Source organism: Serratia sp. Sp408 (assembly GCF_057180665.1).
Window position 1 is genome coordinate 1,626,659 of the sequence record NZ_JBXUFT010000001.1, and the last position, 23,706, is coordinate 1,650,364.

Genomic DNA, 23,706 nt, shown 5'->3' on the forward strand with positions numbered 1-23,706 from the left:
TTCCCCGTATTACTCACGTTGTTGTCGTGGCGTAATACCCCTTACTGCTTGATGATGTACAGATTCTTCACATCGGTGTAGTCCAGCGGATCCTTACCGGTAAAGCCGCCGACCGAGGGCTTAATCAAACGCGCGCTGACGCGGTAATACACCGGAATCAACGCCGAATCCTTATCCAGCTGGTTTTCCGCCTGTTGATAAATCAGCGCCCGCGCCGCCGCATCCGGTGCCTGCAAACTGGCAGCCATCAGCGCATCGAAATGGGCATTTTTATAAAACAGCGTGTTATTGCTGCTATCGGATAGCGCCAGATTCAGGAAAGCGCTGGGCTCGTTATAATCACCGCACCAGGTGGCGCGTGCCACGTCGAATTGCCCCTGATGGCGGCTTTCCAGCGAGGTTTTCCATTCCTGATTTTGCAGTGTGACATCGGCGCCAAGGTTTTTTTGCCACATCGAGGCGGCGGCAATCGCCTGCTGCTTGTTTTGATCGGAGGTGTTGTACAGCAACCTGAACTTGAGCGGCTTATCGGCGCCGAACCCGGCTTCAGCCAGCAGCTGTTTCGCGCGCTGGTTACGTTGCTGCTGTGTCCAGCCCGCCCACTCGGGCGGCGTGAAGCGCCCCCCGTCGGTGAAACTCGGGGTAAAGGCGTAGGCCGGGATTTGCCCTTGTCCCATTATCTTGTTGGCGATAATGTCGCGATCGAGCGTCAATTTTACCGCTTCCCGCACCCGAGCGTCGGTAAACGGCGCACGCTGGTTGTTGATTTCGTAATAGAAGGTGCATAGGTAGGGATTAACGTGCAGTTGATCGGGAACCTCGCGTTTCATCTTGCCGAACAGCGTTGGTGGAATGGCGCTGTTGGTAATATCGATCTCGCCGCTGCGATAGCGGTTTACATCACTGACTTCCGAGGCAATCGGCAAGAAGGTCGCCTGTGAAATCACCGTCGCCTTGTTGTTCCAATAGTTTGCGTTGCGCTCCAGCACGATGCGTTCGTTTACCACCCACTGTTTCAGGCGGTAGGCGCCATTGCCGACATAATGTTGCGGCAGGGTCCATTTTTCGCCATATTTCTCGACCACCGACTGTTTGACCGGTTTCATTGAGGTATGGGTCAACATGCTGAGCAGGTACGGCACCGGTTCGCTCAATGTCAGTTGCAAGGTATGCTCATCAATCGCCTTGACGCCCAGCGTTTTCGGCGCTTGCTTGCCATTCAGAATGGCATCCGCATTTTCAATCTTGGCGTACTGCAAATAACTGGCGTAAGGCGAGCCGGTTTTGGGATCGGCCAAACGACGCCAGCTGTAAACGAAATCCTGCGCGGTCACCGGCGAACCATCACTCCACACCGCCGCCGGGCGCAAATGGAAGGTCCATACCTTGAAATCGCGCTGTTCCCAACGCTCGGCAACCGCCGCCGTCACGTGACCGTTGGCGTCGGTGCTGACCAGACCCTCCAGCAGATTAAGAATGATATTGCTTTCCGGATTGCCTTCGACTTTATGCGGATCCAATGAAGCAACTTCCAAACCGTTATTGATCACGATGTTCTGCTGCGCGGCCAGTTCAACGCCGGCCGGAACTTCCGCCGCCTGCACGGTATGCAGCGCCGCCATGCTCAATAGTGTAATGACACAAGACAACGGCGTGCGCTTCAAGATTTGCTGCATAGTCGAGGCTCCTTTTCGCCCAACACCGGGGCTTAACGATTTGTACGAAATATTTATAGGAATTCGAGATTAACCAACCCCAGCAAAATTCGTTCCTACTTTGCTCGCTGCGCCACAAATTATCGTCAGGAAAGTTGCTCGGAAATTAGCAGATGCAAAAATCCTTAGCCAATAATTTTTACGAAAATGTTAAGCAATTCTCTTTTATTAGCCGAAGCGCGGATTGGGACATGGGAGTAAAACCCCAAGAAACAATCCTCAATCCATTGATATAAAACAATAAATAAAATAAAAACCGGTGCGACTCATCGGTAAAACCGGCGCGCCGACAAGAAACAAACATTCAGTTAACAAACATGCTGTTCAAAGAACAAACACCTGCCGATAGGGAATTAATCACTAATAACACCTGGATAGCAGTCAGACAAGCCCTACAGAATGATGTGACTAAATTAACAGCAAAATGGCACTAAAGCCGCGGATAAAGGGCAAATATGCGGCTATTAAAGGCGCTAAAATAACGCTCATGGCTTTTGATTGGCTGCAAAGTGGAATTTATGCCACAAAATAGTGCATTTGCTGAATAAATACTCACAATTTGCACCTATTTAATGCGCGAAGATAAATAAGTTTAAACGTTAAAAATAATTTTAGGAATGAGCGGCATTTCACCGTCGATTTGCGGTTCGCCGAGCAGGCATGACAAGGCGATCCCCGGACGCTGCTCGCTCGAACGGCCGGGGTTGTCAAACAGGAAATAACCGGGAGGATGACGAATAAGATGCTTACAGCAGACCGGGGAAAATGGCCTTGATGCCGGTGACGATAAATTCGATACCTAACGCCATCAATAACAGTCCCATAATGCGCGTGATAACGTTAATACCCGTTTGCCCCAGCAAACGGACCAACAAAGGTGCCGCTCGAAACAACAGCCAACAACAGAAGGCAAACAGTGCGATCGCCAGCGTAAAACCAAGCAGGTTTTGCCAACTGTGGTAACGCGAACTCCAGACGATGGTGGAACTGATCGCCCCCGGCCCGGCCATCAATGGTAATGCCAGCGGCACCACGCCGATGCTCTCGCGGATGGCGCTCTCTGATTTTTCCTGTTTGTTCTGTTTGTCCTCGCCCAGTTTACCGCTGATCATCGACATGGCGATGGTGACCACCAGGATTCCGCCGGCAATGCGGAATGAATCAATCGAGATACCAAACAGGTGCAAGATCCCCTCACCGAGGAACAGCGAGGTCCACAAGATGATCGCCACCGACAGGTTGGCCGTCAGGTTGGTTTTATTGCGCCCCGCTTCCGCCTGATAGCTGGTCATACTGATGAACACCGGCAGGATCCCCACCGGGTTGACCAACGCAAACAGACCGACAAAGAATTTTATATAGCCGGAAAAATCCAGCAAAGATTGGCCCACAAACCACTCCGCATTAATAGCTGTAAAAAGAGACGTCGCCCACGCGCGCTAATGTAATAGAAATACCCAGGGTAATCCATCCGCCGCGACAGCATTTTTCTGCAGATGCAGCAATGATAATTAAATGTTTAATCAAGGTTAAATTAACGAAGCATCAAGGTGATTTATTGTTGCATAAAACACCTCTTGGCACATAAATGAGAAACACTCTCAACAAAGCCATGCTGAATGGTGTCAGCCAACACTTTTTATGATTTAAATCACAAAATGACTACTCAGGAATAGTTAAGCTCTTAGTCGTAGCCAGGGAGTAGGACAGTTTTAGCGAACAGGTCATTATCGCCGGCTCCGGCCCTGGAAAAGCTCTTTAAGCAAATCAGCAGCAAGTGAGGCTAACCAACGGAAATACTTTGCTTTTGGCAAACGTCTTCCGAACATTGACTATACTGGTTGCTCGCACGGCTTATTTACTGAAAGAGTTTAACATTATCAGGAGAGCACTATGGCTGTAACAAACGTTGCTGAATTGAACGAGCTTGTAGCGCGTGTCAAAAAAGCCCAGCGCGAATATGCCAACTTTACCCAAGAGCAAGTTGACAAGATCTTCCGCGCTGCTGCCCTCGCCGCCGCCGATGCACGTATCCCTCTGGCTAAAATGGCCGTCGAAGAATCCGGTATGGGTATCGTTGAAGACAAGGTCATCAAAAACCACTTCGCTTCCGAATATATTTATAACGCCTATAAAGATGAAAAAACCTGCGGCGTGCTGTCCGAGGACGACACGTTCGGTACCATTACCATCGCCGAACCGATTGGCTTGATCTGCGGCATCGTCCCGACAACCAACCCGACTTCCACCGCAATCTTCAAGGCACTCATCAGCCTGAAGACCCGTAACGGCATCATCTTCTCCCCGCATCCACGTGCCAAAAACGCCACTAACAAAGCGGCAGATATCGTGTTGCAAGCGGCTATCGCTGCGGGCGCGCCAAAAGATATCATCGGCTGGATCGATCAACCTTCCGTCGAGCTGTCCAATCAGCTGATGCACCACCCGGATTTGAACCTGATTCTGGCTACCGGCGGCCCTGGTATGGTGAAAGCCGCCTACAGTTCCGGCAAACCGGCCATCGGCGTGGGCGCCGGTAATACTCCGGTAGTGGTTGACGAAACCGCCGACATCAAACGCGTCGTGGCGTCGATTCTGATGTCGAAGACCTTCGACAGCGGCGTTATCTGCGCCTCAGAGCAGTCGGTTATCGTGGTGGACTCGGTTTACGATGCGGTACGCGAGCGCTTCGCTACCCACGGCGGTTACCTGCTGCAAGGCAAGGAGCTGAAGGCCGTACAGGACATCATTTTGAAAAATGGCGGGCTTAACGCCGCTATCGTCGGTCAATCGGCGGTAAAAATTGCGGAAATGGCCGGTATTACCGTTCCAGCCAGCACCAAGGTGCTGATTGGCGAAGTGAAACTGGTTGATGAATCCGAGCCGTTCGCACACGAAAAACTGTCACCTACGCTGGCCATGTACCGTGCCAAGAACTTTGAAGACGCCGTCGACAAAGCAGAAAAACTGGTGGCAATGGGCGGTATCGGCCACACCTCCTGCCTGTATACCGACCAGGACAACCAGCAGGAACGCATCGCCTACTTCGGCGACAAGATGAAAACCGCACGTATTCTGATCAACACCCCGGCATCACAAGGCGGGATCGGCGATCTGTACAACTTCAAACTGGCGCCATCGCTGACGCTGGGCTGCGGCTCGTGGGGGGGTAACTCCATTTCCGAGAACGTCGGTCCAAAACACTTGATCAACAAGAAAACTGTAGCGAAGCGAGCAGAAAACATGTTGTGGCATAAACTTCCGAAATCTATCTACTTCCGTCGTGGCTCCCTGCCAATCGCACTGGAAGAAGTGGCTACCGACGGTGCCAAACGCGCATTCATCGTGACCGACCGTTTCTTGTTCAACAACGGTTATGCCGACCAGATCACCAACGTGCTGAAGTCGCATGGCATCGAAACCGAAGTGTTCTTTGAAGTTGAAGCGGATCCAACCCTGAGCATCGTGCGCAAAGGCGCCGAGCAGATGCACTCCTTCAAGCCAGACGTGATTATCGCGTTGGGCGGCGGTTCGCCGATGGATGCCGCCAAAATCATGTGGGTGTTGTACGAGCATCCTGAAACCCATTTCGAAGATCTGGCGCTGCGCTTTATGGATATCCGTAAACGCATCTACAAATTCCCGAAAATGGGCGTGAAGGCAAAAATGATTGCTATCACCACAACCTCCGGTACCGGTTCTGAAGTCACGCCGTTTGCCGTGGTCACCGACGATGAAACCGGTCAGAAGTATCCACTGGCAGACTATGCCCTGACGCCGGATATGGCGATTGTCGATGCCAACCTGGTGATGAACATGCCGAAATCGCTGTGCGCCTTTGGCGGCCTGGATGCAGTAACACACGCCCTCGAAGCCTATGTTTCGGTACTGGCCAATGAATACTCCGACGGCCAGGCACTGCAAGCGTTGAAACTGCTGAAGGAATATCTCCCAGCCAGCTACAAAGAAGGCGCGAAGAACCCGGTAGCACGTGAGCGCGTTCACAATGCCGCCACCATTGCCGGTATCGCCTTTGCCAACGCCTTCCTGGGGGTTTGTCACTCGATGGCCCACAAACTGGGCTCCGAGTTCCACATTCCGCACGGTTTGGCCAATGCGATGCTGATTTCCAACGTTATTCGCTATAACGCCAACGATAACCCGACCAAACAGACGGCATTTAGCCAGTACGATCGTCCGCAGGCACGCCGCCGCTACGCTGAAATCGCCGATCACCTCGGCCTGAGCGCACCAGGCGACCGTACCGCCCAGAAAATCGAGAAACTGCTCGGCTGGTTGGACGAAATCAAAACCGAACTCGGTATCCCAGCCTCTATTCGCGAAGCTGGCGTGCAGGAAGCCGATTTCCTGGCAAAAGTCGACAAGCTGTCTGAGGATGCGTTTGACGACCAATGTACCGGCGCCAACCCACGTTATCCGCTGATTGCCGAATTGAAACAAATCATGCTGGATACCTTCTACGGCCGCAAATTCAGCGAGTTCGAAGACGTTGAGGAAGCGGCTGCACCGGTCGCTAGCAAAGCAGCAAAGAAGCTCAAAAAGTAACGCTATGCTGATATGAACAAACCCGCCGAAAGGCGGGTTTTTTTATGTCTGACACACGCCGACAGCCAGCAGAACCGACGGTAGCGGCGTCAAGCGCCTGGACCGCCTGCTACCATTGTCCTGACGCCTGATGCCCACCCTGGCCCTCAGCAACGCCAGGCTCGGCTACCCCACACGAGTGCCAAGCTTGCTATCAACAGAAAACCCGCCATCAGGCGGGTTTGTGGGGAGAGTCGATAACCTGGTTTACCTAATCGAGCGCATGCATCGCTTCTTTATAGTGGCGGCGGCAGACCGAAACGTAACTCTCGTTACCGCCAATAACCACCTGTTCCCCTGCCTGCATTGCCTGGCCGTTTTCGTCAAGACGCAGCACCCGGTTCGCTTTGCGACCGCAATGACAGATGGTCTTCAACTCCACCAGCTTGTCCGCCCAGGCCAGCAGATATTGGCTGCCAATAAACAGTTCGCCAAGAAAGTCAGTACGTAATCCATAACACAACACCGGGATATCCAACTGGTCGACAACATCACACAATTGCTCAATCTGCGCCTTGGTCAGGAACTGGCTTTCGTCCAGTAACACGCAGTGTACCGGCTGTTGTTGGTGTTCCTGGTTAATCATGGCGAACAGCGCTGTCTCATTATTATAAAGCTGCGCCTGGGACGACAGACCGATTCGTGAACTGACCTTGCCCACGCCAAAACGGTGGTCGATCTCGGCGGTGAACACCAGCGTACGCATACCACGTTCTTGATAATTATATGAAGATTGCAACAAGGCGGTGGATTTTCCTGCATTCATTGCAGAGTAATAAAAATAGAGTTGAGCCATAGCCAGTAATTCCAATGGGATAAGAAACATCCAGGTGGGCGATTCAGCGAGTAAGTGTACCATAGGCTTACTCGACGCTCAGCATCCCGACGGCAATAATCTTAGTGCAGATTGACAACCGTCGGATGAAACATATAGCGCCATAATCAGGGTCCCAACGCTATTTCCACTCTCCCCGCGCGCAGTATCATTAATTAACGCTAATGATTTAGCCTGATGATTAAAGATATCCTTTATCCTCCCCCGCGGCTAAAGCGCAGCGCTGAATAGCCTGTGGGTCGATAACCGCTGTTTAAATCAATTATCATCGGCAAAGGTGATTTTTATCGACACGCTGCCGCCATGCCGCTTTTGCGGTTATCTTTACCAATATACCCCTATTGTTTACAATGTTTGCATGTTGATATACGTGATTAACCCCACAGATTTCAGTCGAACAAACCATATAAAACACAATTATATCTTTGCGATGAAAGCCTTTTAAGCAAAAAAAATGCCGAGCCGTGCTGTTGAAAATTTGACTTAACAGCCCAACGGTAAAAACTCGGCGGAGTAGATGTTATTACCCGGACAGTTCTGATTAAGGCATTTTTAAATGGTAAATTTGAGTATCCATCTCAATTTGGCTATTGCAGAAAGGAAAAGAGCACTCTATTATTATCGAGACGCCCCCCACCAATATAATTTGAGAGTAGGACAATGAGCGAAGCATTAAAGATTTTGAACAACATCCGTACTCTGCGCGCACAGGCAAGAGAATGCAGCCTGGAGACGCTGGAAGAGATGCTTGAAAAACTGGAAGTTGTAGTGAACGAACGTCGCGAAGAAGATAGCCAGGCTCAAGCGGAAATCGAAGAGCGTACGCGTAAACTGCAACAATATCGCGAAATGCTGATTGCAGACGGTATTGATCCTAACGAACTGCTGCAAACCATGGCAGCAAATAAAGCCGCGGGTAAAGCCAAGCGTGCAGCGCGCCCGGCTAAATACCAATATAAAGATGAAAACGGCGAGATGAAAACCTGGACTGGCCAAGGCCGTACGCCAGCGGTAATTAAGAAAGCTATCGAAGAGCAAGGTAAATCGCTGGACGATTTCCTGCTGTAATAGCGTTTCTGCCGTGCATCTTAAAGGCTCCCATTGGGAGCCTTTTTGTTTGCAGCCACGGAAGGTGATGTGAATAAAAAAGGGGCATAAGCCCCTTTATATTGCCATCAGATTGTACATTTACTGCACTTTATAAAATGCCTTATACCAGTCGACGAAGTGTTTGACCCCTTGCTCAACGCTGGTCGCCGGCTTAAAGCCAATGTCGCGGTACAGCTCGGCAGTATCCGCACTGGTATCCAACACGTCGCCTGGTTGCATCGGCAGCATATTTTTACGTGCCGTGACGCCTAAAGCATTTTCCAGCGCCTGGATATATTCCATCAGTTTTACCGGGCTACTGTTGCCGATATTATAAACATGATACGGCGCGGAACTGGTCGCTGGCGACCCCTGCTCCACGTTCCAATCGGCATTCGCTTGCGGGATCACGTCCTGTAAGCGAACAATCGCCTCGGCAATATCATCAATGTAAGTAAAATCACGTTGCATCTCGCCGTGGTTATATACATCGATGCTGTCGCCGGCCAAAATGGCCTTGGTGAATTTAAACAGCGCCATATCCGGGCGCCCCCACGGACCATAGACGGTAAAGAAACGCAGCCCGGTGGTTGGCAAACCATATAAATGCGAATAACTGTGCGACATCAGTTCATTGGCCTTTTTGGTCGCCGCATACAGCGACACCGGATGGTCAACAGAATCTTCCGTCGAAAAAGGCAGCTTGCGATTTAAGCCATAAACCGAACTGGACGAGGCATACAGCAGATGTTCAACCTTATTATGCCGGCAGCCTTCCAACACGTTCAAATGACCAATCAGGTTGGAATCGGCATACGCCATCGGGTTTTCCAACGAGTAACGCACCCCGGCCTGCGCGGCGAGATGAATGACCCGTTGGAATTGTTGCTCGGCAAATAATGTGGCCATGCCATCGCGGTCAGCCAGATCCAGCGCGATAAATTGAAAGGCCGGTTTCCCGGCCAATAAATCAAGACGCGCAGTTTTCAGGCTGACATCATAATAGTCATTCATGTTGTCGATACCGACAACATGATGCCCGGCCGCCAACAAACGCTCGGCAACGTGATACCCAATAAACCCTGCGACGCCGGTAACCAGGAATTTCATGCTCACCTCTTAGATAACCGGCTGCACCGAAGCGCCGCGGCCAATTGCATAATAGGTGAAACCGCGGCTTTCCAGACGCTCCGGATCGTACAGGTTACGACCATCGAAGATCACCGGCTGCTTCAGGGTGGATTTGATGACATCAAAGTCCGGCGCGCGGAAGTTTTGCCATTCGGTACAGATAACCAACGCATCGGCACCCTGCAACGCGGCTTCTTTGGTGCCCATCAGCTTCAGATCGTCACGATGGCCATAAATGCGCTGCGCTTCGTTCATCGCTTCCGGATCGTAGGCCTGCACCTTGGCACCGGCTTCCCACAGCGTTTCCATCAATACCCGTGCTGATGCTTCACGCATGTCATCGGTATTCGGTTTGAATGCCAGGCCCCACAGAGCAAAGGTTTTGCCCGCCAGATCCTCACCGAAATAGTGTTTGATAAAGGTGGTCAACTTGTATTTCTGCTGATAGTTCACCTGCTCGACCGCCTGCAGCAGCTTCGGCTGATAACCGATGTGCTCGGAGGTACGGATCAGCGCTTGAACGTCTTTCGGGAAGCATGAGCCGCCGTAACCGCAGCCTGGATAAATAAAGTGATAACCGATGCGCGAATCGGAGCCGATACCCTGACGCACCTTTTCGATGTCTGCCCCCAGCATTTCGGCCAGGTTGGAAATCTCGTTCATAAAGCTGATTTTTGTCGCCAGCATGCAGTTGGCGGCGTATTTGGTCAGCTCTGCACTGCGAATATCCATCAGGATCATGCGATCGTGATTACGGTTGAACGGTTCATACAGTTCACGAATCGGTTCAATCACCTCTTTGTTATCGGTACCGATAACAATACGCTCAGGACGCATACAGTCGGCAACTGCTGCGCCTTCTTTCAGGAACTCCGGGTTGGAAACCACGTCAAACGGTACCTTGCTGCCGCGTTTCTCCAGGGTCTCGGTCATCACCTGACGCACCTTGTCAGCGGTGCCGACCGGTACGGTAGACTTGTCGATCACCACTTTATGGTCGGTCATGTGCTCAGCAATGGTGCGCGCCACGGCGGTAACGTACTTCAGATCGGCGGAGCCGTCTTCATCCGGCGGCGTACCGACCGCAATGAACTGAATGGTGCCGTGTGCCACGCCAGCCTGAGCATCGGTAGTAAAATGCAGACGACCGGCTTCAAAATTCTGCTGCACCAGCGGCGTCAGACCCGGTTCAAAAATAGGGATATTCCCTTTTTTCAGGTTTTCGACTTTACGCTCGTCAACGTCAATACACATAACGTCATGGCCAACCTCAGCCAACACCGCAGCCTGCACCAGGCCAACGTAGCCAATACCAAAAACTGTTACTTTCATGGGAAAATCCTAGTTTTTCAAATTAATACGGAAAAGAAACTTATTTTTGTTCAGTGGCTGTCAACTGTTGCAGCCACTGAGAAAAATCCTTGCCCAGGCTGGCATGGCGCATGCCATACTCGACGAAGGCCTGCATATAGCCGAGCTTGTTACCACAGTCATGGCTGACACCCTTCAGGTGATAAGCCTCGACCGGTTCCTTTTGCATCAGCATATCAATCGCATCGGTCAGCTGGATCTCGTCACCGGCCCCGGGCGGCGTCTTCGCCAGCAACGCCCAGATATCGGCCGACAACACATAACGGCCGACAATAGCCAGATTGGACGGCGCCTGGTCCGGCGAGGGTTTTTCGACCACGCTCACCATCGGCGCGCTTTCACCCGGCTGTAACTGATGGCCCTGACAGTCTGCTACACCATAGTTGCCGACGTCTTTTTGCGGCACCGGCTCCACCATAATCTGACTGACGCCGGTTTGTTCAAAACGCGCCAACATCTCATGCAGGTTGTCTTTGCTCAGATCGGCGCTGTACTCGTCGATGATAACGTCCGGCAGTACTACCGCCACAGGCTCATCGCCCACCATTGGATAGGCGCACATGATCGCATGACCGAGGCCTTTTGCCATGCCTTGGCGAACCTGCATCACCGTTACGCCTTTCGGGCAAATGGATTGGACTTCATCCAGCAACTGGCGCTTTACGCGTTTTTCCAGCATCGCTTCCAGCTCAAAACTGGTGTCAAAATGGTTTTCGATGGAATTCTTAGAGGAGTGCGTCACTAAAACGATTTCACTGATTCCAGCCGCAATGCATTCATTGACCACGTACTGAATCAGGGGCTTGTCAACCAGCGGCAGCATTTCTTTGGGAATGGCTTTCGTCGCTGGCAGCATCCGTGTGCCCAAGCCCGCAACCGGGATGACCGCTTTCCTGACTTTACGATTTAACGCTGACATTATTTCCTCTCTTGATGCGCGCTCAAATTATGAACGTCACTCGCTATACAAACTCCCGGAGTATACCAGCTAAATACCGCGGAGCATTACACTGCGATCAAATAGAACCACTTTAAGACAATTACCTAATCGAGGGTTTTCGGACAGGAATAATATTTTCAACCGGCTCAATTGCCGTTAATAGTTGCTTACAATAAGCCGCTATTCTGCGCTGAGCATCAGGCGCAATCGCCCGCCAGTGCCCCAGACCTGGCATTGCCACGCCGAGCAGCGCTGGCTGATTTGATTCATATAGGTGGCGCCCAGCGTCCCCAACGGCACTCCGTTGCTAAGCTGAATTTGATTGTCGCCGGTATTCACATTGGCATGTAAGCCAGCGGAAACCAGGATCAGGTTTTTATATTCGGCGTGATAATAGCCAACCAACAACGGGAATTGCCCTTCCAACTTGCCTTGGCGTAATAATTGATTAACTTGTTTTAACAATGTGGACATTTGCGGCAGACGATGCTGTTGATTAGCTAAATGGTCCTGTAGCAAACCATTAAATAACGCCCGTAATAATAAGGCCGCCAATACGCCATTATCGCCGGCGCGAGTGACATCCAGACAATAGAAGGCCAGATCTTTTTCTGATAATGCAGCAATATCCAGCACCAGCCCTGGGTTTTCGTCGGTAGTCAATTGGCGGTAGTTAATCCGGCAATGGGCAATCGACTGCTGTACCGGCGGCTGCAACTGCTTGAGCAACCTGGCAGCTTCCGACGGATTTTTGCTTAGCGCGTCCCAATCCTGCAGCAATTCAACCTCTTCGATTGCCGGTGAGGTGAACATGTTCGGGTACAGGCAGGCCAATGCCGCCTCGCGCAGACGATTGAGATCGCTTAACGGTTTGAGCAGCACATCCTGCACGCCCAATCGCAACACCTTGGCGATATCCGCCATCTTATCGGTAGCCGAGATAACCAATACCGGGATTTTTACTCCCTGCAGGCGCAGATGCTCAACAAACTCAATGCCGCCCATTTCAGGCATTGCCAGATCGCACAGGATCAAATCCGGGCCGATATCATCAACAGCACTCAACGCCTGCAAGCCATTGGTCGCTTCATGGGTAACTGCGCCTAATGATTGCAGGTAGCCAACAAGCACCGAACGAAATACCTGTTCGTCCTCAACAATCAGAATGCGCTTGTCTGTCAGTGGTAATGCCATTGGCCGGACCTCTTCCCTTGTCATGATGTAATAGTGGCTCAAAATGGCCAGTTATGCCTGCCGGAAATTGACATGAAAATGCTCCCTGCCATTGGCGACGCGTAACTAGCTGTTTTTTACCAGCGGCAGCAGCATGTCGCGCTGTTTCTCTACCGCCAGCCGCCCCGCCTCGATAGCTTCTTCCGCACGATGAAAATCCAGCGTGGAGATCTGCGGGCAATAGGGTTGAATCAACACGTCAGGGGGATCCCCCGCCATGCGGTTACGCTTTAGCCGGTTTTCCAACACCTGGATCGAGGTGCTCATGATTTCCATTGCCGTGGGGGTAATGTTCGGTTTTTTTACCGTCATCTTGCCGATCCGCTCACGCAGTCGCCCCCGCCAGTTACGCGCCACTGGCGCTTCGTCCGGTTCGCTACGCACTGAAAACAGATCCTGTTGCATCAGATGTGCGTCATGCTGCAAATCCACTGCAATAACGATATCGGCACCCATGGCGCGGGTTAACGAAATCGGCACCGGATTGACCACCGCACCGTCCACCAGCCAATAGCCGTCAAACCAGACCGGCGCCAGTAATCCGGGCATACTGCACGACGCGCGTATCGCCTGGTGTATATCGCCCTTGGTCAGCCACAGTTCACGGCCGGTGCTCAAATTGGTCGCAACCGCACCAAACTTCAGCGAACATTGCGCAATATCGTTAATGTTTAATAGTTGGTCGACCGCATTGAATACCCGCTCACCGCGCAGCAAACCACCGCGTTGCCAGGACAGATCCATCAGGCGGATCACATCCCAATAGCTGAACGAGCGCACCCACTTTTCCATCGCCGGCAACCGATGGCTGGCATATGCGGCACCCACCAGCGAGCCGACAGAGCAACCGGCAACTATATCGGCCTCAATGCCCATTTTCTTGAGCGCGTTGATGACGCCAATATGCGCCCAGCCTTTGGCCGAACCTGCCCCCAGCGCCAGCCCAACTTTTATTTGTCGCATTATAGCTTGCCTCTATCATCGGTGAATTGTGTCAAGTGTAACCTCAGGGTACATTGTCACCATCGAACCGGGTTAGGTAACCTATGCGCTACATTTCCCCTGGCCTCGAACAGTATTCATATCGTTCGCTCTTTTGAGGAGTTAATTTGTCTGAATTATGCCCTTGCGGCAGCGGGCTGGAGTATAACGCATGCTGCGAACCGTATATCAACGGTGTCCAAACGCCCGCCACGCCAGGCCTGCTGATGCGTTCCCGCTTCAGCGCCTATGTTAAACAGCATGTGGATTATCTGATCGCCAGCTGGCATCCGGATTGCCACGCCAACGAGTGGCGCAAAGCGATTGTCGACAGCTTTCAAGATACCCAATGGCTGGGTTTAACGGTCATTGAAGAAAAAGCCGGCATCGGGCCTGACGAAGGCTTCGTTGAGTTTATCGCCCGCTTTGTCGATGGCGCCAGTGGCGACGTCAAGGCGATGCATGAACGTTCACGCTTTCTTCGCCTTGACCAACGCTGGTATTATATTGACGGAGTCAAGCCACAGCCGGGCAGAAACGCGGTTTGCCCCTGCGGCTCAGGCAAAAAATATAAAAAATGCTGCGGGCAATAAGCCCTCGGCCTGAAGCACGTTATCGCCTGCGGTGTCAGGCGTTCAGTATCTGACAGGATTAGCATTGCCATGCCACATCAAAATGTACAACGAAAAGTATTACGCACTATCTGCCCTGACGCCAAAGGGCTGATCGCCAAAATCACCAACATTTGCTACAAACATCAACTTAATATTGTGCAGAACAATGAATTTGTCGATCACCGTACCGGGCGCTTCTTTATGCGCACCGAACTGGAAGGCATTTTCAACGATACCACCCTGTTGGCCGATCTGGATGGCGCACTGCCAGAGGGTTCAGTGCGCGAACTGCACAGCGCCGGGCGACGCCGCATTGTGGTTCTGGTGACCAAAGAAGCCCATTGCCTGGGTGACTTATTGATGAAAAGCGCCTACGGCGGCCTGGATGTAGAAATTGCCGCGGTAATTGGCAACCACGACACGTTGAAAACGCTGGTTGAACGCTTCGATATTCCATTCCACCTGGTGAGTCATGAAGGCCTGACGCGCGAACAGCACGATCAGCAGTTGATTGCGCAAATCGATCAGTATCAACCGGACTACGTCGTGCTGGCCAAATATATGCGGGTACTGACGCCGGCGTTTGTTCAGCACTATCCGAACCAGGTGATTAATATTCACCATTCATTCCTGCCGGCCTTTATTGGTGCGCGGCCCTATCATCAGGCCTACGAGCGCGGGGTGAAGATCATCGGCGCGACCGCGCACTACGTTAATGACAGCCTGGATGAAGGGCCAATCATCATGCAGGACGTGATCCACGTTGATCATACCTATTCCGCTGACGATATGATGCGCGCCGGCCGTGACGTCGAGAAGAATGTGCTCAGCCGCGCGTTGTATCGCGTACTGGCGCAGCGGGTATTTGTCTACGGCAACCGCACCGTGATCCTGTAATCACCCTTGCTGGCGGTGCATTCTGCTTACAGATGCACCGCCGCGCATAAAAAAACGGCAAACGATTCATTTTCTGCATTTCAATGCTTTACACTCCCGCTTCATTTGATATGATGCGCCCCGCTTACCGAGACAGCGCTTACGCAGTCACGCTAGCCAGAAAGCCGGTCAGCTTTCTGCGTGTTAAAATTCGTTAAATCCACGAATTATCGTGGTGGGGTTCCCGAGCGGCCAAAGGGAGCAGACTGTAAATCTGCCGTCACAGACTTCGAAGGTTCGAATCCTTCCCCCACCACCATCTTAATCTTGGCAACAAGGTTAAACCGCAAGACGAGTCAACATGAGCGCCGCGCGGGGAAGGTAACAATCTTCAATCACAATCAGAAAATCCATGAATACCATGGTGGGGTTCCCGAGCGGCCAAAGGGAGCAGACTGTAAATCTGCCGTCACAGACTTCGAAGGTTCGAATCCTTCCCCCACCACCATCCTTGCAAAGCACTCCCAATCGTCAAACAACATCCAAAACCCATGGCTACTGCACGCTGGGGAAGGATGAGAAGCTTCGACAGGTTCGAGTTGAGCGTAGCGAAACAACGCGCTTTAGCGCGGCCCGCAGGGCGAGTCGCCACGCGACGAGTTATCCTTCCCCCACCACCATCCTTGCAAAGCACTCCCAACCGTAACACAACATCCAAAACCCAAGGCTACTGCACGCTGGGGAAGGATGAGAAGCTTCGACAGGTTCGAGTTGAGCGTAGCGAAACAACGCGCTTTAGCGCGGCCCGCAGGGCGAGTCGCCACGCGACGAGTTATCCTTCCCCCACCACCATCCTTGCAAAGCACGCCCAATCGTCACACAACATCCAGGCTTGCTACACGCCATGCCTCGGGAAAGACGCTGAAGCCCCAACGGCGCCGAGTTTTGCCATCGCGCACAGGTTTAGCTTTTCATCGCTCACCAAACTTGAACTACAATGCACAATTCGCTATACCACTGGCTTCTTTGATGCAGTAAGGAAAAGTGCATGCGTAATAATATTTGCGTTTTTTGCGGCGCCAGCGAAGGCGTGACGCCCGATTATGCCGAAAATGCCCGTAAACTGGGGCACGCATTGGCCACTCAAGGGCGTCGTTTAATCTACGGCGGTGGTAAAAAGGGCCTGATGGGTATTGTGGCAGATGCAGTGCTGGAGGCCGGAGGCGAAGCGGTCGGCATTATTCCGCAACGTTTGGTGGAAGCAGAAACCGCACACCGTGGTCTGACCCAACTGGAAGTGGTGCCGGACATGCACACCCGCAAAGCACGTATGGCGGCACTGGCCGACGGATTTATTGCGCTGCCCGGCGGCATAGGCACGCTGGAAGAACTGTTTGAAATCTGGACCTGGGGTCAGATCGGTTATCACAATAAACCGGTCGGCCTGTTGGACGTCAATGGTTACTACCGGCCATTGAACACCTTCTTGCAACACGTCGCCGATCAGGGGTTTATGCGTCACGACTATCTTGGCACCCTGCACCTGAGCGATTCGCCACTCACGTTGCTGCAACAGTTCGACGACTACCAACCAAAAAACTACGATCGCTGGGCAAAATAATCCGCCATCTGCCGGCGGCCTGAGGCCGCTGGTCTGCGTTACATTTCCGGCCAAACTCTGCTACTATCTCAACACATTTTTCTCGTAAAAACGGCACCGCTCATGAAGTTTGTCTCTTTTAATATCAATGGACTGCGCGCGCGACCGCATCAGTTGGCCGCCATCATCGAACAGCACCAGCCTGACGTTATCGGCCTGCAAGAAACCAAAGTTCATGATGACATGTTCCCACTGGAAGAGGTCAGCAAGCACGGCTACCACGTGTTCTATCACGGGCAAAAAGGCCATTATGGCGTTGCCCTGCTGACCAAAGAGGCACCCATTGCCGTGCGCCGTGGGTTCCCAACCGACGATGACGACGCACAGCGCCGCATCATCATGGCCGATCTGGAAACGCCGCAGGGCATGCTGACGGTGATTAACGGCTATTTTCCGCAGGGAGAAAGCCGTGACCACCCGGTCAAGTTCCCGGCAAAAACCCGTTTCTATCAGGACTTGCAAGATTACCTGGAACAGCAGCTATCGGTAGAAAACCCGGTGCTGATCATGGGCGATATGAATATCAGCCCATCGGATTACGATATCGGTATCGGTGAAGAAAATCGCAAGCGCTGGCTGCGCACCGGCAAATGTTCGTTCCTGCCGGAAGAACGTGAATGGATGGGGCGGCTGCTCAACTGGGGGCTGGTAGACACCTACCGTCAAGCCAATCCGGAGCGTAACGACCAGTTTTCGTGGTTCGACTATCGTTCTAAAGGATTCGATGACAACCGCGGCTTACGTATCGATCTGTTACTGGCCAGCACGCCGCTGGCGGCACGCTGTGTGGCTACCGGCATTGACTACCAAACCCGCAGTATGGAAAAACCCTCCGACCACGCCCCGGTATGGGCCGAGTTCGATATCTGATTGCCCACCCCGGCCTGGCCGGGGTTTTCAATAAGTGCACGGTATGAAAATTATCGATGTAGTCGCCGCGATCATTGAACGCGACGGGAAAATTCTGTTGGCTCAACGGGATGCCGACAGCGATCAGGCCGGGCTTTGGGAATTTCCAGGCGGCAAAGTCGAAGCAGGCGAAAGCCAGCCCCAGGCACTGGCGCGAGAACTGGCCGAAGAGTTGGCTATCAAGGCGCAAATCGACGATTATGTTGCCAGTAATCAATGGCAACTGGGCGAAAAAATCATTCGCCTGCATGCCTGGCGAGTAACGCATTTCAGTGGCGAGTTACACCTGCGCTGCCACGCACAACTTGTCTGGGTAACGCCAGCGCAGGCCAGCGAGTATCCACTGGCACCCGCCGACGTTCCCTTGCTGTCATGCTATCTCAAGCAGCAATCAATCATGACAAAATAGCTGATTATTAAAGGGGTTATCAACGATAGCGTTACGCGGTCACTTTTTCAGCCGTACCCAGATCGGTGAAGCGCTACCGACCACCGTAGGGTCGCGAGTGCATTGCAACAACTCCCCCTCTACCTTCAGCAGCGCGCCTTGTGAATAATTCTGATCTTGGTATACACAGCATTGCGCGCACGGTTGCGGCGCTGGCGCGCTTTTTGCGGTGCCCCAGATTTCCGGCGAAACCGGTAACAGTACATCCACATCACCACGATGCGCGTGGACCGAGGCGGAACACAGCAATACCCCCGCCGCCAACGCCAGCATCAGCTGTTTCATTCACTCTTCTCCCGCGCCTTGCCGGCGCTTTTTTTGCGCTTTTTTGCCCCGGCGTTCGGTGCAGGTAAACCGCGGAACGCCATACTCGCCCGACTCTGCTTGGCCTGATAAATCAGCTGTTGCAAGGTGCCTACCAGTGGCTGCATAAAATCCTGATAACGACAGGACTTTTCACTGATTTGCGTCAACGTGGCTTCCCAGTGAGCGGTCATATCAGGACGTGCCGCGATATCAGGCAGCGAATGAATCAGCGCCCGACCGGTTTCGCTGGAATGGATATAGCGCCCTTTTTTGTACAGGAACGACCGTTTGAACAACAATTCAATGATTCCCGCTCGCGTAGCCTCGGTACCTAAACCATCGGTCGCTCGCAGGATTTTCTTTAATGATTTATCTTGCACGAAGCGCGCAATCCCGGTCATGGCGGAAAGCAGGCTGGCATCGGTGAAGGGGCGCGGCGGCTGAGTCTGACGTGCCACCACTTCGCCACGCTCACACAACAGCCGATCGTCCTTGGCAACTACCGGCAGTGGCGCGCCTTCATTCTCCTCGTCGCGCTCTTTACTGCCAAGCAGCGTGCGCCAACCGGCTTCCGCCAGAAAACGCGCCTTGGCGACGAATTTACCACCGGCGATATCCAGTTCGATCACGCATTTGCGGAACACCGCATCCGGACAGAACTGCATCAGATACTGCCGCGCCACCAAGCCATACACCTTCAATTCATCGGCGGTCAAATTGACTTTGCTGGCACGAGCGGTAGGAATAATGGCATGGTGGGCATCGACTTTTTTATCATCCCAGCAACGGTTACGGCGATCGCTGTCGATCACCGGTTGAGGGTACAGATCCGGCTGATGTGCACTGATGGCATTCAGTACCGCATGGCGGCCGGCAAAGTGTTCTTCCGGCAGGTAGCGGCAATCGGAACGCGGATAGGTGATCAGCTTGTGTGTTTCATACAACCGCTGACAGATGTCGAGCACCTGTTGCGCGCTGAGATTAAACCGTTTGGCGGCCTCAATCTGCAAGGTCGATAACGAAAACGGCAGCGGTGCGGTATCTGATTCCCGTTTATCATTATAGGAGGTGACGAGGGCCGGTTGACCCTCAATGCGCGCCACCACATGCTCGGCCAGCGGCCGATGCAGCAGCCGCCCCTCTTCGTCCTGATACGGCTCACACGAATCGCTCGGTTGCCACAGCGCCACGAAGCGCTCGTCTTTCGGCGTAACGATATGCGCCTTGACCTCAAAAAAATCCTTCGGCACGAAGTTTTCAATCTCTTCGTCACGGCGCACCACCAGGCCCAGCACGGGCGTTTGCACCCGGCCAACCGACAGCACGCCATCGTAACCGGCATTACGGCCTAACAGCGTATAGGCACGGGTCATATTAATGCCATACAGCCAGTCGGCACGAGAACGCGCCAGGGCAGAAACGCACAGTGGTATAAACTCCCGGTTATCACGCAAGCGGCCAACCGCCCGCTCTACCGCCTGGGGGTTGAGATCGTTGATCAGACAACGCCGTACCGCCTGCCGCTTTTCCGGCGTCAACGACAAATAATCCAGCACCTCGTCCACCAGCAGTTGCCCTTCGCGATCCGGGTCACCGGCGTGTACCACCTCATCGGCTTCCAACAGCAATTTTTTAATCGCATTCAATTGCTTGCTGACGGAAGGACGTGGCTGTAGCTGCCATTTTTCGGGAATGATCGGCAAGTCCGCCAGCGACCAGCGCGCATAGCGGTTGTCGTAGGCGTCAGGCTGAGCCTGCTCCAACAGGTGACCTACGCACCAGGTCACCACATCGTTGTTGCCGCAGGCGATGAACCCATCGCCACGACGATGCGGTTTGGGTAAAACATCAGCAATGGCGCGTGCCAAACTCGGTTTTTCGGCTATAAACAGTCGCATTATTCACCGTTATTATGGCTATACGTCATCAGGAATTCTCTTACTTCTGCATAGTTCCCGCGGTATACGATCCGCTGGGCTTTCTTCGTTAATTGATAGTGATACATCGGGTCGTAATAATGCTGCAACAGCGGCACCAGCCACTCCTGATGCGCATCGCTGTTGCCGCTGGCGCGCTGGTATTGCAACGCCCACTCCAGCCGCTGTGTCAGCTGTTGGAAACGCTCCATACCCAAACGACGCCGAATGGCGAACAGCCCGTGATGCAGATATTCGTCATAGCGTTGCCAACCGGCGTCTTCACCGTATGCCTCGGCAAACGCCAGCCGCATATGATCGATATACTCAGCCTGCAGGCGCGCCACGCGCACCTCAAACGGATCGTCAATCACCACCACCGGCGCCTGCTGCATGCGGTTGAAAATCGGCAACGGCAGGTTATTGGAACCAATGATCCGCCCTTCGTCTTCCAGGATCCAATGGCGGCAGCCACCATGCTGTTTTTTAAGCAATAACACAGCCAGACGATTCTCAAAATCGATCTGCGCGCTCTGGCCGGCCAAGGTTTGGCCAAACGACGAACCGCGATGGCGTGCCACGCCTTCCAGATCGACGCCGGCAGGCAGTTGATTGATCAAAATGGTTTTGCCGCAGCCGGTATTGCCACCGACCACCACCATCGGCATTTCCGCACTGTACTCCAGCACGTTCAATAAATAATGTCGCAACGCCTTGTAGCCGCCCGCCACACGCGGGTAATCTACGCCGGCCTCGCGCAGCCATTGCTGCACCAGTTGGGAACGCAAGCCGCCGCGGAAGCAATAGATATAACCTTCAGGCTGACGGGCGCAGGCGGCCAGCCAGGCTTCGGTACGCTGCTGACGCAGCTTGCCGCCAACCAGTTTGTGTCCCAAGGCAATCGCCGCCTGCTGCCCCTGCTGTTTATAGCAGGTACCCACCGCCTGGCGTTCGCTGTCGTTCATCAGCGGCAAATTGATGGCATGCGGAAAAGCACCGGTTTTAAATTCAACGGGTGCGCGCACGTCAATCAACGGCACATCATGCAGAAAAATATGTCGGTAGTCGTTGGTGTCTACCCGCTGTCGCGACGTTGTCACTACACAACCTCGATCATCGGTTTCCCGGCTATCGGCGATCGAAGTTCACCAATAGCGTCCAGTTCAATGCCATGCCGCGCGGCAATGGCCTGCAGCTCAGCCTCGCCTTCCGGCAACACGGCCAACAGCAAGCCGCCAGAGGTTTGCGGATCGCACAATAATTGACGCTGTACATCACTCATTGCGCCGATCAGCGTGCCGTAACTGTCAAAGTTACGCCCAGTGCCGCCGGGAACGCAACCGTCGGCGATATAACGTTCGACGTCCGGCAATTTTGGCACCTTGTCGAACCACACCGTCGCCTGCAGCCCGGCCCCCTGACACATTTCGCTCAGATGGCCCAGCAGGCCAAATCCGGTCACGTCGGTCATCGCCGTTACGCCGGCAAGATCGGCAAATTCCGCACCCGGCGTATTCAACCGGCACATCACTTCGGTAGCCAGGCCCGCGTGCTCCGGCCGTAACAGGCTCTTCTTCTCGGCGGTGGTCAGCACGCCGATACCGAGCGGTTTGGTGAGAAACAGTCGGGTTCCCGGCTGTGCCGCGCTGTTTTTCTTGACGCGATCGGTGCTGACCATGCCAGTTACCGCCAGACCGAAGATCGGCTCCGGCGCATCGATCGAATGGCCGCCCGCCAAGGCAATACCGGCCTGTTGACAGGCGTAACGCCCACCGTCGATCACCTGCTGCGCCACTTCCGGTGCCAGTTTGGCTATCGGCCAGCCCAAAATGGCAATCGCCATGATTGGTTTGCCGCCCATGGCGTACACATCACTAATGGCATTGGCAGCGGCAATACGGCCGAAGTCGAAGGGATCGTCAACAATCGGCATGAAGAAATCGGTGGTACTGATGATGCCAATGCCGTTGCCGATGTCATACACCGCTGCATCGTCACGGGTTTCATTACCGACCAGCAACCGCGGGTCGACAAACTTCGCCTGTTCGCTGTGCAGGATGGTTTCGAGAACGTGCGGTGAGATTTTGCAACCGCAGCCAGCGCCATGGCTGTACTGGGTCAAACGGATTGTTGGCGATGTCATGATCCACTTCCTTCGGTTAACGGCCTTCAAGATAACATATCCCGGTGATAGCCGGGGTTGTCTGCACATTGGCGGCGTTGGGTGCCGAGCCGCCGGCAATCAGCCGGCGATGCGGGATGCGTTAGCCTGCCGTGACAACGCACCACCCGCTATGTGGGCTATAGGGTAGCGCTTAGTGGAGGGATTGATAAGAGCGAGCCGACTTTCTGCGAACGGCCTGCTCATAAACAGTACAGATCTGCGGGTTATCGCGCATTTTTTGACGAAAACCCGCGGGGATCAGAAGTGACTGACGAACGGGTCACTGTCGGGGGCAATAACTTTGGTGGCCGCTTTTAACTGTGGGGTCCCCAGATAGAGGAAACCGACAATTTCGTCCTGCTCGCGGCAGCCGAAGGCGCTGCGCACCATTGGATGTTCGGTCCACGCGCCAGTACGCCAGATGCCGTTAAAACCTTGCGCCAGCGCCGCCATCTGCATCGCCTGTACCGCACAACCGGCGGAAACCACCTGCTCCCAACGCGGAACCTTGGGGTTTTCGCTGCAATGCGCCACGACGGTAATGATCAGCGGTGCACGAAACGGCGCCTGTCTGGCTTTGTCAATCGCCGCGTCGTCGAGGTTATCCTGTTTAGCCGCAGTTTGTAACAGTTGACTGAAGCGCTCCAACCCCTGCTCTTCAATCATCACAAAACGCCATGGTTGCAACGCGCCGTGATCCGGCGCGCGTAAGCCGGCATTGATGATATTCTGCCGGACTTCGCCCGTTGGCGCCGGAGCCGTCAAACGTGAGGCCGAACGGCGATTCAATAATAGTTCCAGTGCATCCATAGTAAACTCCTGATAACAATTTTCATTACGATCACGGTAACATAGCTAAACAACGAGTTACAGCCTGGACAATTACGGCTGTGACCGGTGATTTAAAGCTGAC

At 53.4% G+C, this 23,706-nt stretch carries 20 protein-coding genes, 2 tRNA genes and 2 other RNA genes; 11 read left to right on the plus strand and 13 right to left on the minus strand.

The window, feature by feature from the left end:
* Positions 1-41 precede the first annotated feature (41 nt).
* A complete protein-coding gene (locus AC2AXP_RS07645; protein ID WP_004962370.1) occupies positions 42-1,676 on the minus strand; it encodes an ABC transporter substrate-binding protein in 1,635 nt (544 codons plus the stop codon).
* A gap of 785 nt (positions 1,677-2,461) precedes the next feature.
* On the minus strand, positions 2,462-3,106 hold the full coding sequence (locus AC2AXP_RS07650; RefSeq protein WP_004962365.1) for a YchE family NAAT transporter: 645 nt from the start codon (positions 3,104-3,106) through the stop codon (positions 2,462-2,464).
* Between the two features lie 502 nt (positions 3,107-3,608).
* Here AC2AXP_RS07650 and adhE point away from each other — a divergent pair.
* Positions 3,609-6,281 (plus strand): bifunctional acetaldehyde-CoA/alcohol dehydrogenase, encoded by a 2,673-nt coding sequence (gene adhE / locus AC2AXP_RS07655; RefSeq protein WP_004962358.1) that lies wholly within the window; start codon positions 3,609-3,611, stop codon positions 6,279-6,281.
* 250 nt (positions 6,282-6,531) lie between these two features.
* Here the strand turns inward: adhE and AC2AXP_RS07660 are convergent, their stop codons facing one another.
* Positions 6,532-7,116: a thymidine kinase gene (locus AC2AXP_RS07660; RefSeq protein WP_039992053.1), complete on the minus strand. Its 585-nt coding sequence runs from the start codon at positions 7,114-7,116 to the stop codon at positions 6,532-6,534.
* Positions 7,117-7,815: 699 nt separating this feature from the next.
* On the opposite strand from AC2AXP_RS07660, the gene hns reads away from it, so the two are divergent.
* The gene (hns, locus tag AC2AXP_RS07665; protein WP_004962351.1) at positions 7,816-8,223 is read left to right on the plus strand and encodes a histone-like nucleoid-structuring protein H-NS; all 408 of its coding nucleotides are present in this window, start codon (positions 7,816-7,818) and stop codon (positions 8,221-8,223) included.
* A 120-nt stretch (positions 8,224-8,343) separates the two neighbouring features.
* Here hns and AC2AXP_RS07670 read toward each other — a convergent pair whose 3' ends face one another.
* From AC2AXP_RS07670 to rssA, 5 genes are all read right to left on the minus strand, one after another.
* Positions 8,344-9,354 carry an NAD-dependent epimerase gene (locus tag AC2AXP_RS07670; RefSeq protein ID WP_004962349.1) on the minus strand — a complete coding sequence of 337 codons (1,011 nt, stop codon included), beginning with the start codon at positions 9,352-9,354 and terminating at the stop codon, positions 8,344-8,346.
* Between the two features lie 9 nt (positions 9,355-9,363).
* Entirely contained in the window at positions 9,364-10,707 is a 1,344-nt protein-coding gene (locus AC2AXP_RS07675) for a UDP-glucose dehydrogenase family protein (protein WP_430299107.1), read from the minus strand.
* A 40-nt stretch (positions 10,708-10,747) separates the two neighbouring features.
* Positions 10,748-11,665: a UTP--glucose-1-phosphate uridylyltransferase GalU gene (gene galU, locus AC2AXP_RS07680; RefSeq protein ID WP_430299108.1), complete on the minus strand. Its 918-nt coding sequence runs from the start codon at positions 11,663-11,665 to the stop codon at positions 10,748-10,750.
* Positions 11,666-11,866: 201 nt separating this feature from the next.
* A complete protein-coding gene (gene rssB / locus AC2AXP_RS07685) occupies positions 11,867-12,880 on the minus strand; it encodes a two-component system response regulator RssB (RefSeq protein WP_198773979.1) in 1,014 nt (337 codons plus the stop codon).
* 105 nt (positions 12,881-12,985) lie between these two features.
* Complete coding sequence (rssA, locus tag AC2AXP_RS07690; protein WP_484381529.1) at positions 12,986-13,882, minus strand: patatin-like phospholipase RssA; 897 nt, start codon at positions 13,880-13,882, stop codon at positions 12,986-12,988.
* 146 nt (positions 13,883-14,028) lie between these two features.
* Between rssA and AC2AXP_RS07695 the strand changes: the two genes are divergently transcribed.
* The 9 genes from AC2AXP_RS07695 to AC2AXP_RS07735 all read left to right on the plus strand — a co-directional run bounded on the left by AC2AXP_RS07695 (position 14,029) and on the right by AC2AXP_RS07735 (position 18,368).
* Entirely contained in the window at positions 14,029-14,493 is a 465-nt protein-coding gene (locus AC2AXP_RS07695) for a YchJ family protein (RefSeq protein ID WP_039992049.1), read from the plus strand.
* 69 nt (positions 14,494-14,562) lie between these two features.
* The gene (gene purU / locus AC2AXP_RS07700; protein WP_004962336.1) at positions 14,563-15,411 is read left to right on the plus strand and encodes a formyltetrahydrofolate deformylase; all 849 of its coding nucleotides are present in this window, start codon (positions 14,563-14,565) and stop codon (positions 15,409-15,411) included.
* A gap of 213 nt (positions 15,412-15,624) precedes the next feature.
* Positions 15,625-15,709, plus strand: a tRNA-Tyr gene (locus tag AC2AXP_RS07705).
* Positions 15,710-15,813: 104 nt separating this feature from the next.
* Positions 15,814-15,898, plus strand: a tRNA-Tyr gene (locus AC2AXP_RS07710).
* A gap of 46 nt (positions 15,899-15,944) precedes the next feature.
* Positions 15,945-16,070: non-coding RNA, RtT sRNA (locus AC2AXP_RS07715), on the plus strand.
* A 46-nt stretch (positions 16,071-16,116) separates the two neighbouring features.
* Positions 16,117-16,242: non-coding RNA, RtT sRNA (locus AC2AXP_RS07720), on the plus strand.
* A gap of 196 nt (positions 16,243-16,438) precedes the next feature.
* A complete protein-coding gene (locus tag AC2AXP_RS07725; protein WP_102991014.1) occupies positions 16,439-17,011 on the plus strand; it encodes an LOG family protein in 573 nt (190 codons plus the stop codon).
* Positions 17,012-17,113: 102 nt separating this feature from the next.
* The gene (xthA, locus tag AC2AXP_RS07730) at positions 17,114-17,920 is read left to right on the plus strand and encodes an exodeoxyribonuclease III (protein WP_004962330.1); all 807 of its coding nucleotides are present in this window, start codon (positions 17,114-17,116) and stop codon (positions 17,918-17,920) included.
* 43 nt (positions 17,921-17,963) lie between these two features.
* Complete coding sequence (locus AC2AXP_RS07735; RefSeq protein ID WP_004962327.1) at positions 17,964-18,368, plus strand: pyrimidine (deoxy)nucleoside triphosphate diphosphatase; 405 nt, start codon at positions 17,964-17,966, stop codon at positions 18,366-18,368.
* Positions 18,369-18,407: 39 nt separating this feature from the next.
* Here AC2AXP_RS07735 and AC2AXP_RS07740 read toward each other — a convergent pair whose 3' ends face one another.
* From AC2AXP_RS07740 to AC2AXP_RS07760, 5 genes are all read right to left on the minus strand, one after another.
* Entirely contained in the window at positions 18,408-18,692 is a 285-nt protein-coding gene (locus tag AC2AXP_RS07740) for a DUF1496 domain-containing protein (protein WP_198773978.1), read from the minus strand.
* Entirely contained in the window at positions 18,689-20,611 is a 1,923-nt protein-coding gene (locus AC2AXP_RS07745) for a DNA topoisomerase III (RefSeq protein ID WP_164844310.1), read from the minus strand. Before AC2AXP_RS07745 ends, AC2AXP_RS07740 begins: the two co-directional genes overlap by 4 nt.
* Entirely contained in the window at positions 20,611-21,729 is a 1,119-nt protein-coding gene (gene mnmH, locus AC2AXP_RS07750) for a tRNA 2-selenouridine(34) synthase MnmH (protein ID WP_004962318.1), read from the minus strand. The genes AC2AXP_RS07745 and mnmH overlap by 1 nt, the downstream gene beginning before the upstream one ends.
* The gene (gene selD / locus AC2AXP_RS07755; RefSeq protein ID WP_004962315.1) at positions 21,729-22,772 is read right to left on the minus strand and encodes a selenide, water dikinase SelD; all 1,044 of its coding nucleotides are present in this window, start codon (positions 22,770-22,772) and stop codon (positions 21,729-21,731) included. Before selD ends, mnmH begins: the two co-directional genes overlap by 1 nt.
* A gap of 279 nt (positions 22,773-23,051) precedes the next feature.
* On the minus strand, positions 23,052-23,603 hold the full coding sequence (locus AC2AXP_RS07760; protein ID WP_004962312.1) for an NAD(P)H nitroreductase: 552 nt from the start codon (positions 23,601-23,603) through the stop codon (positions 23,052-23,054).
* Positions 23,604-23,706 lie beyond the last annotated feature (103 nt).

Excerpts from the sequence above, each read along its gene's own strand:
- AC2AXP_RS07645 (WP_004962370.1), bottom strand. The coding sequence starts at position 1,676 with ATGCAGCAAATCTTGAAGCGCACGCCGTTGTCTTGTGTCATTACACTA.
- adhE (WP_004962358.1), top strand. The coding sequence starts at position 3,609 with ATGGCTGTAACAAACGTTGCTGAATTGAACGAGCTTGTAGCGCGTGTC.
- AC2AXP_RS07660 (WP_039992053.1), bottom strand. The coding sequence starts at position 7,116 with ATGGCTCAACTCTATTTTTATTACTCTGCAATGAATGCAGGAAAATCC.
- hns (WP_004962351.1), top strand. The coding sequence starts at position 7,816 with ATGAGCGAAGCATTAAAGATTTTGAACAACATCCGTACTCTGCGCGCA.
- AC2AXP_RS07670 (WP_004962349.1), bottom strand. The coding sequence starts at position 9,354 with ATGAAATTCCTGGTTACCGGCGTCGCAGGGTTTATTGGGTATCACGTT.
- AC2AXP_RS07675 (WP_430299107.1), bottom strand. The coding sequence starts at position 10,707 with ATGAAAGTAACAGTTTTTGGTATTGGCTACGTTGGCCTGGTGCAGGCT.
- galU (WP_430299108.1), bottom strand. The coding sequence starts at position 11,665 with ATGTCAGCGTTAAATCGTAAAGTCAGGAAAGCGGTCATCCCGGTTGCG.
- rssB (WP_198773979.1), bottom strand. The coding sequence starts at position 12,880 with ATGGCATTACCACTGACAGACAAGCGCATTCTGATTGTTGAGGACGAA.
- rssA (WP_484381529.1), bottom strand. The coding sequence starts at position 13,882 with ATGCGACAAATAAAAGTTGGGCTGGCGCTGGGGGCAGGTTCGGCCAAA.
- purU (WP_004962336.1), top strand. The coding sequence starts at position 14,563 with ATGCCACATCAAAATGTACAACGAAAAGTATTACGCACTATCTGCCCT.
- AC2AXP_RS07725 (WP_102991014.1), top strand. The coding sequence starts at position 16,439 with ATGCGTAATAATATTTGCGTTTTTTGCGGCGCCAGCGAAGGCGTGACG.
- xthA (WP_004962330.1), top strand. The coding sequence starts at position 17,114 with ATGAAGTTTGTCTCTTTTAATATCAATGGACTGCGCGCGCGACCGCAT.
- AC2AXP_RS07735 (WP_004962327.1), top strand. The coding sequence starts at position 17,964 with ATGAAAATTATCGATGTAGTCGCCGCGATCATTGAACGCGACGGGAAA.
- AC2AXP_RS07740 (WP_198773978.1), bottom strand. The coding sequence starts at position 18,692 with ATGAAACAGCTGATGCTGGCGTTGGCGGCGGGGGTATTGCTGTGTTCC.
- AC2AXP_RS07745 (WP_164844310.1), bottom strand. The coding sequence starts at position 20,611 with ATGCGACTGTTTATAGCCGAAAAACCGAGTTTGGCACGCGCCATTGCT.
- selD (WP_004962315.1), bottom strand. The coding sequence starts at position 22,772 with ATGACATCGCCAACAATCCGTTTGACCCAGTACAGCCATGGCGCTGGC.
- AC2AXP_RS07760 (WP_004962312.1), bottom strand. The coding sequence starts at position 23,603 with ATGGATGCACTGGAACTATTATTGAATCGCCGTTCGGCCTCACGTTTG.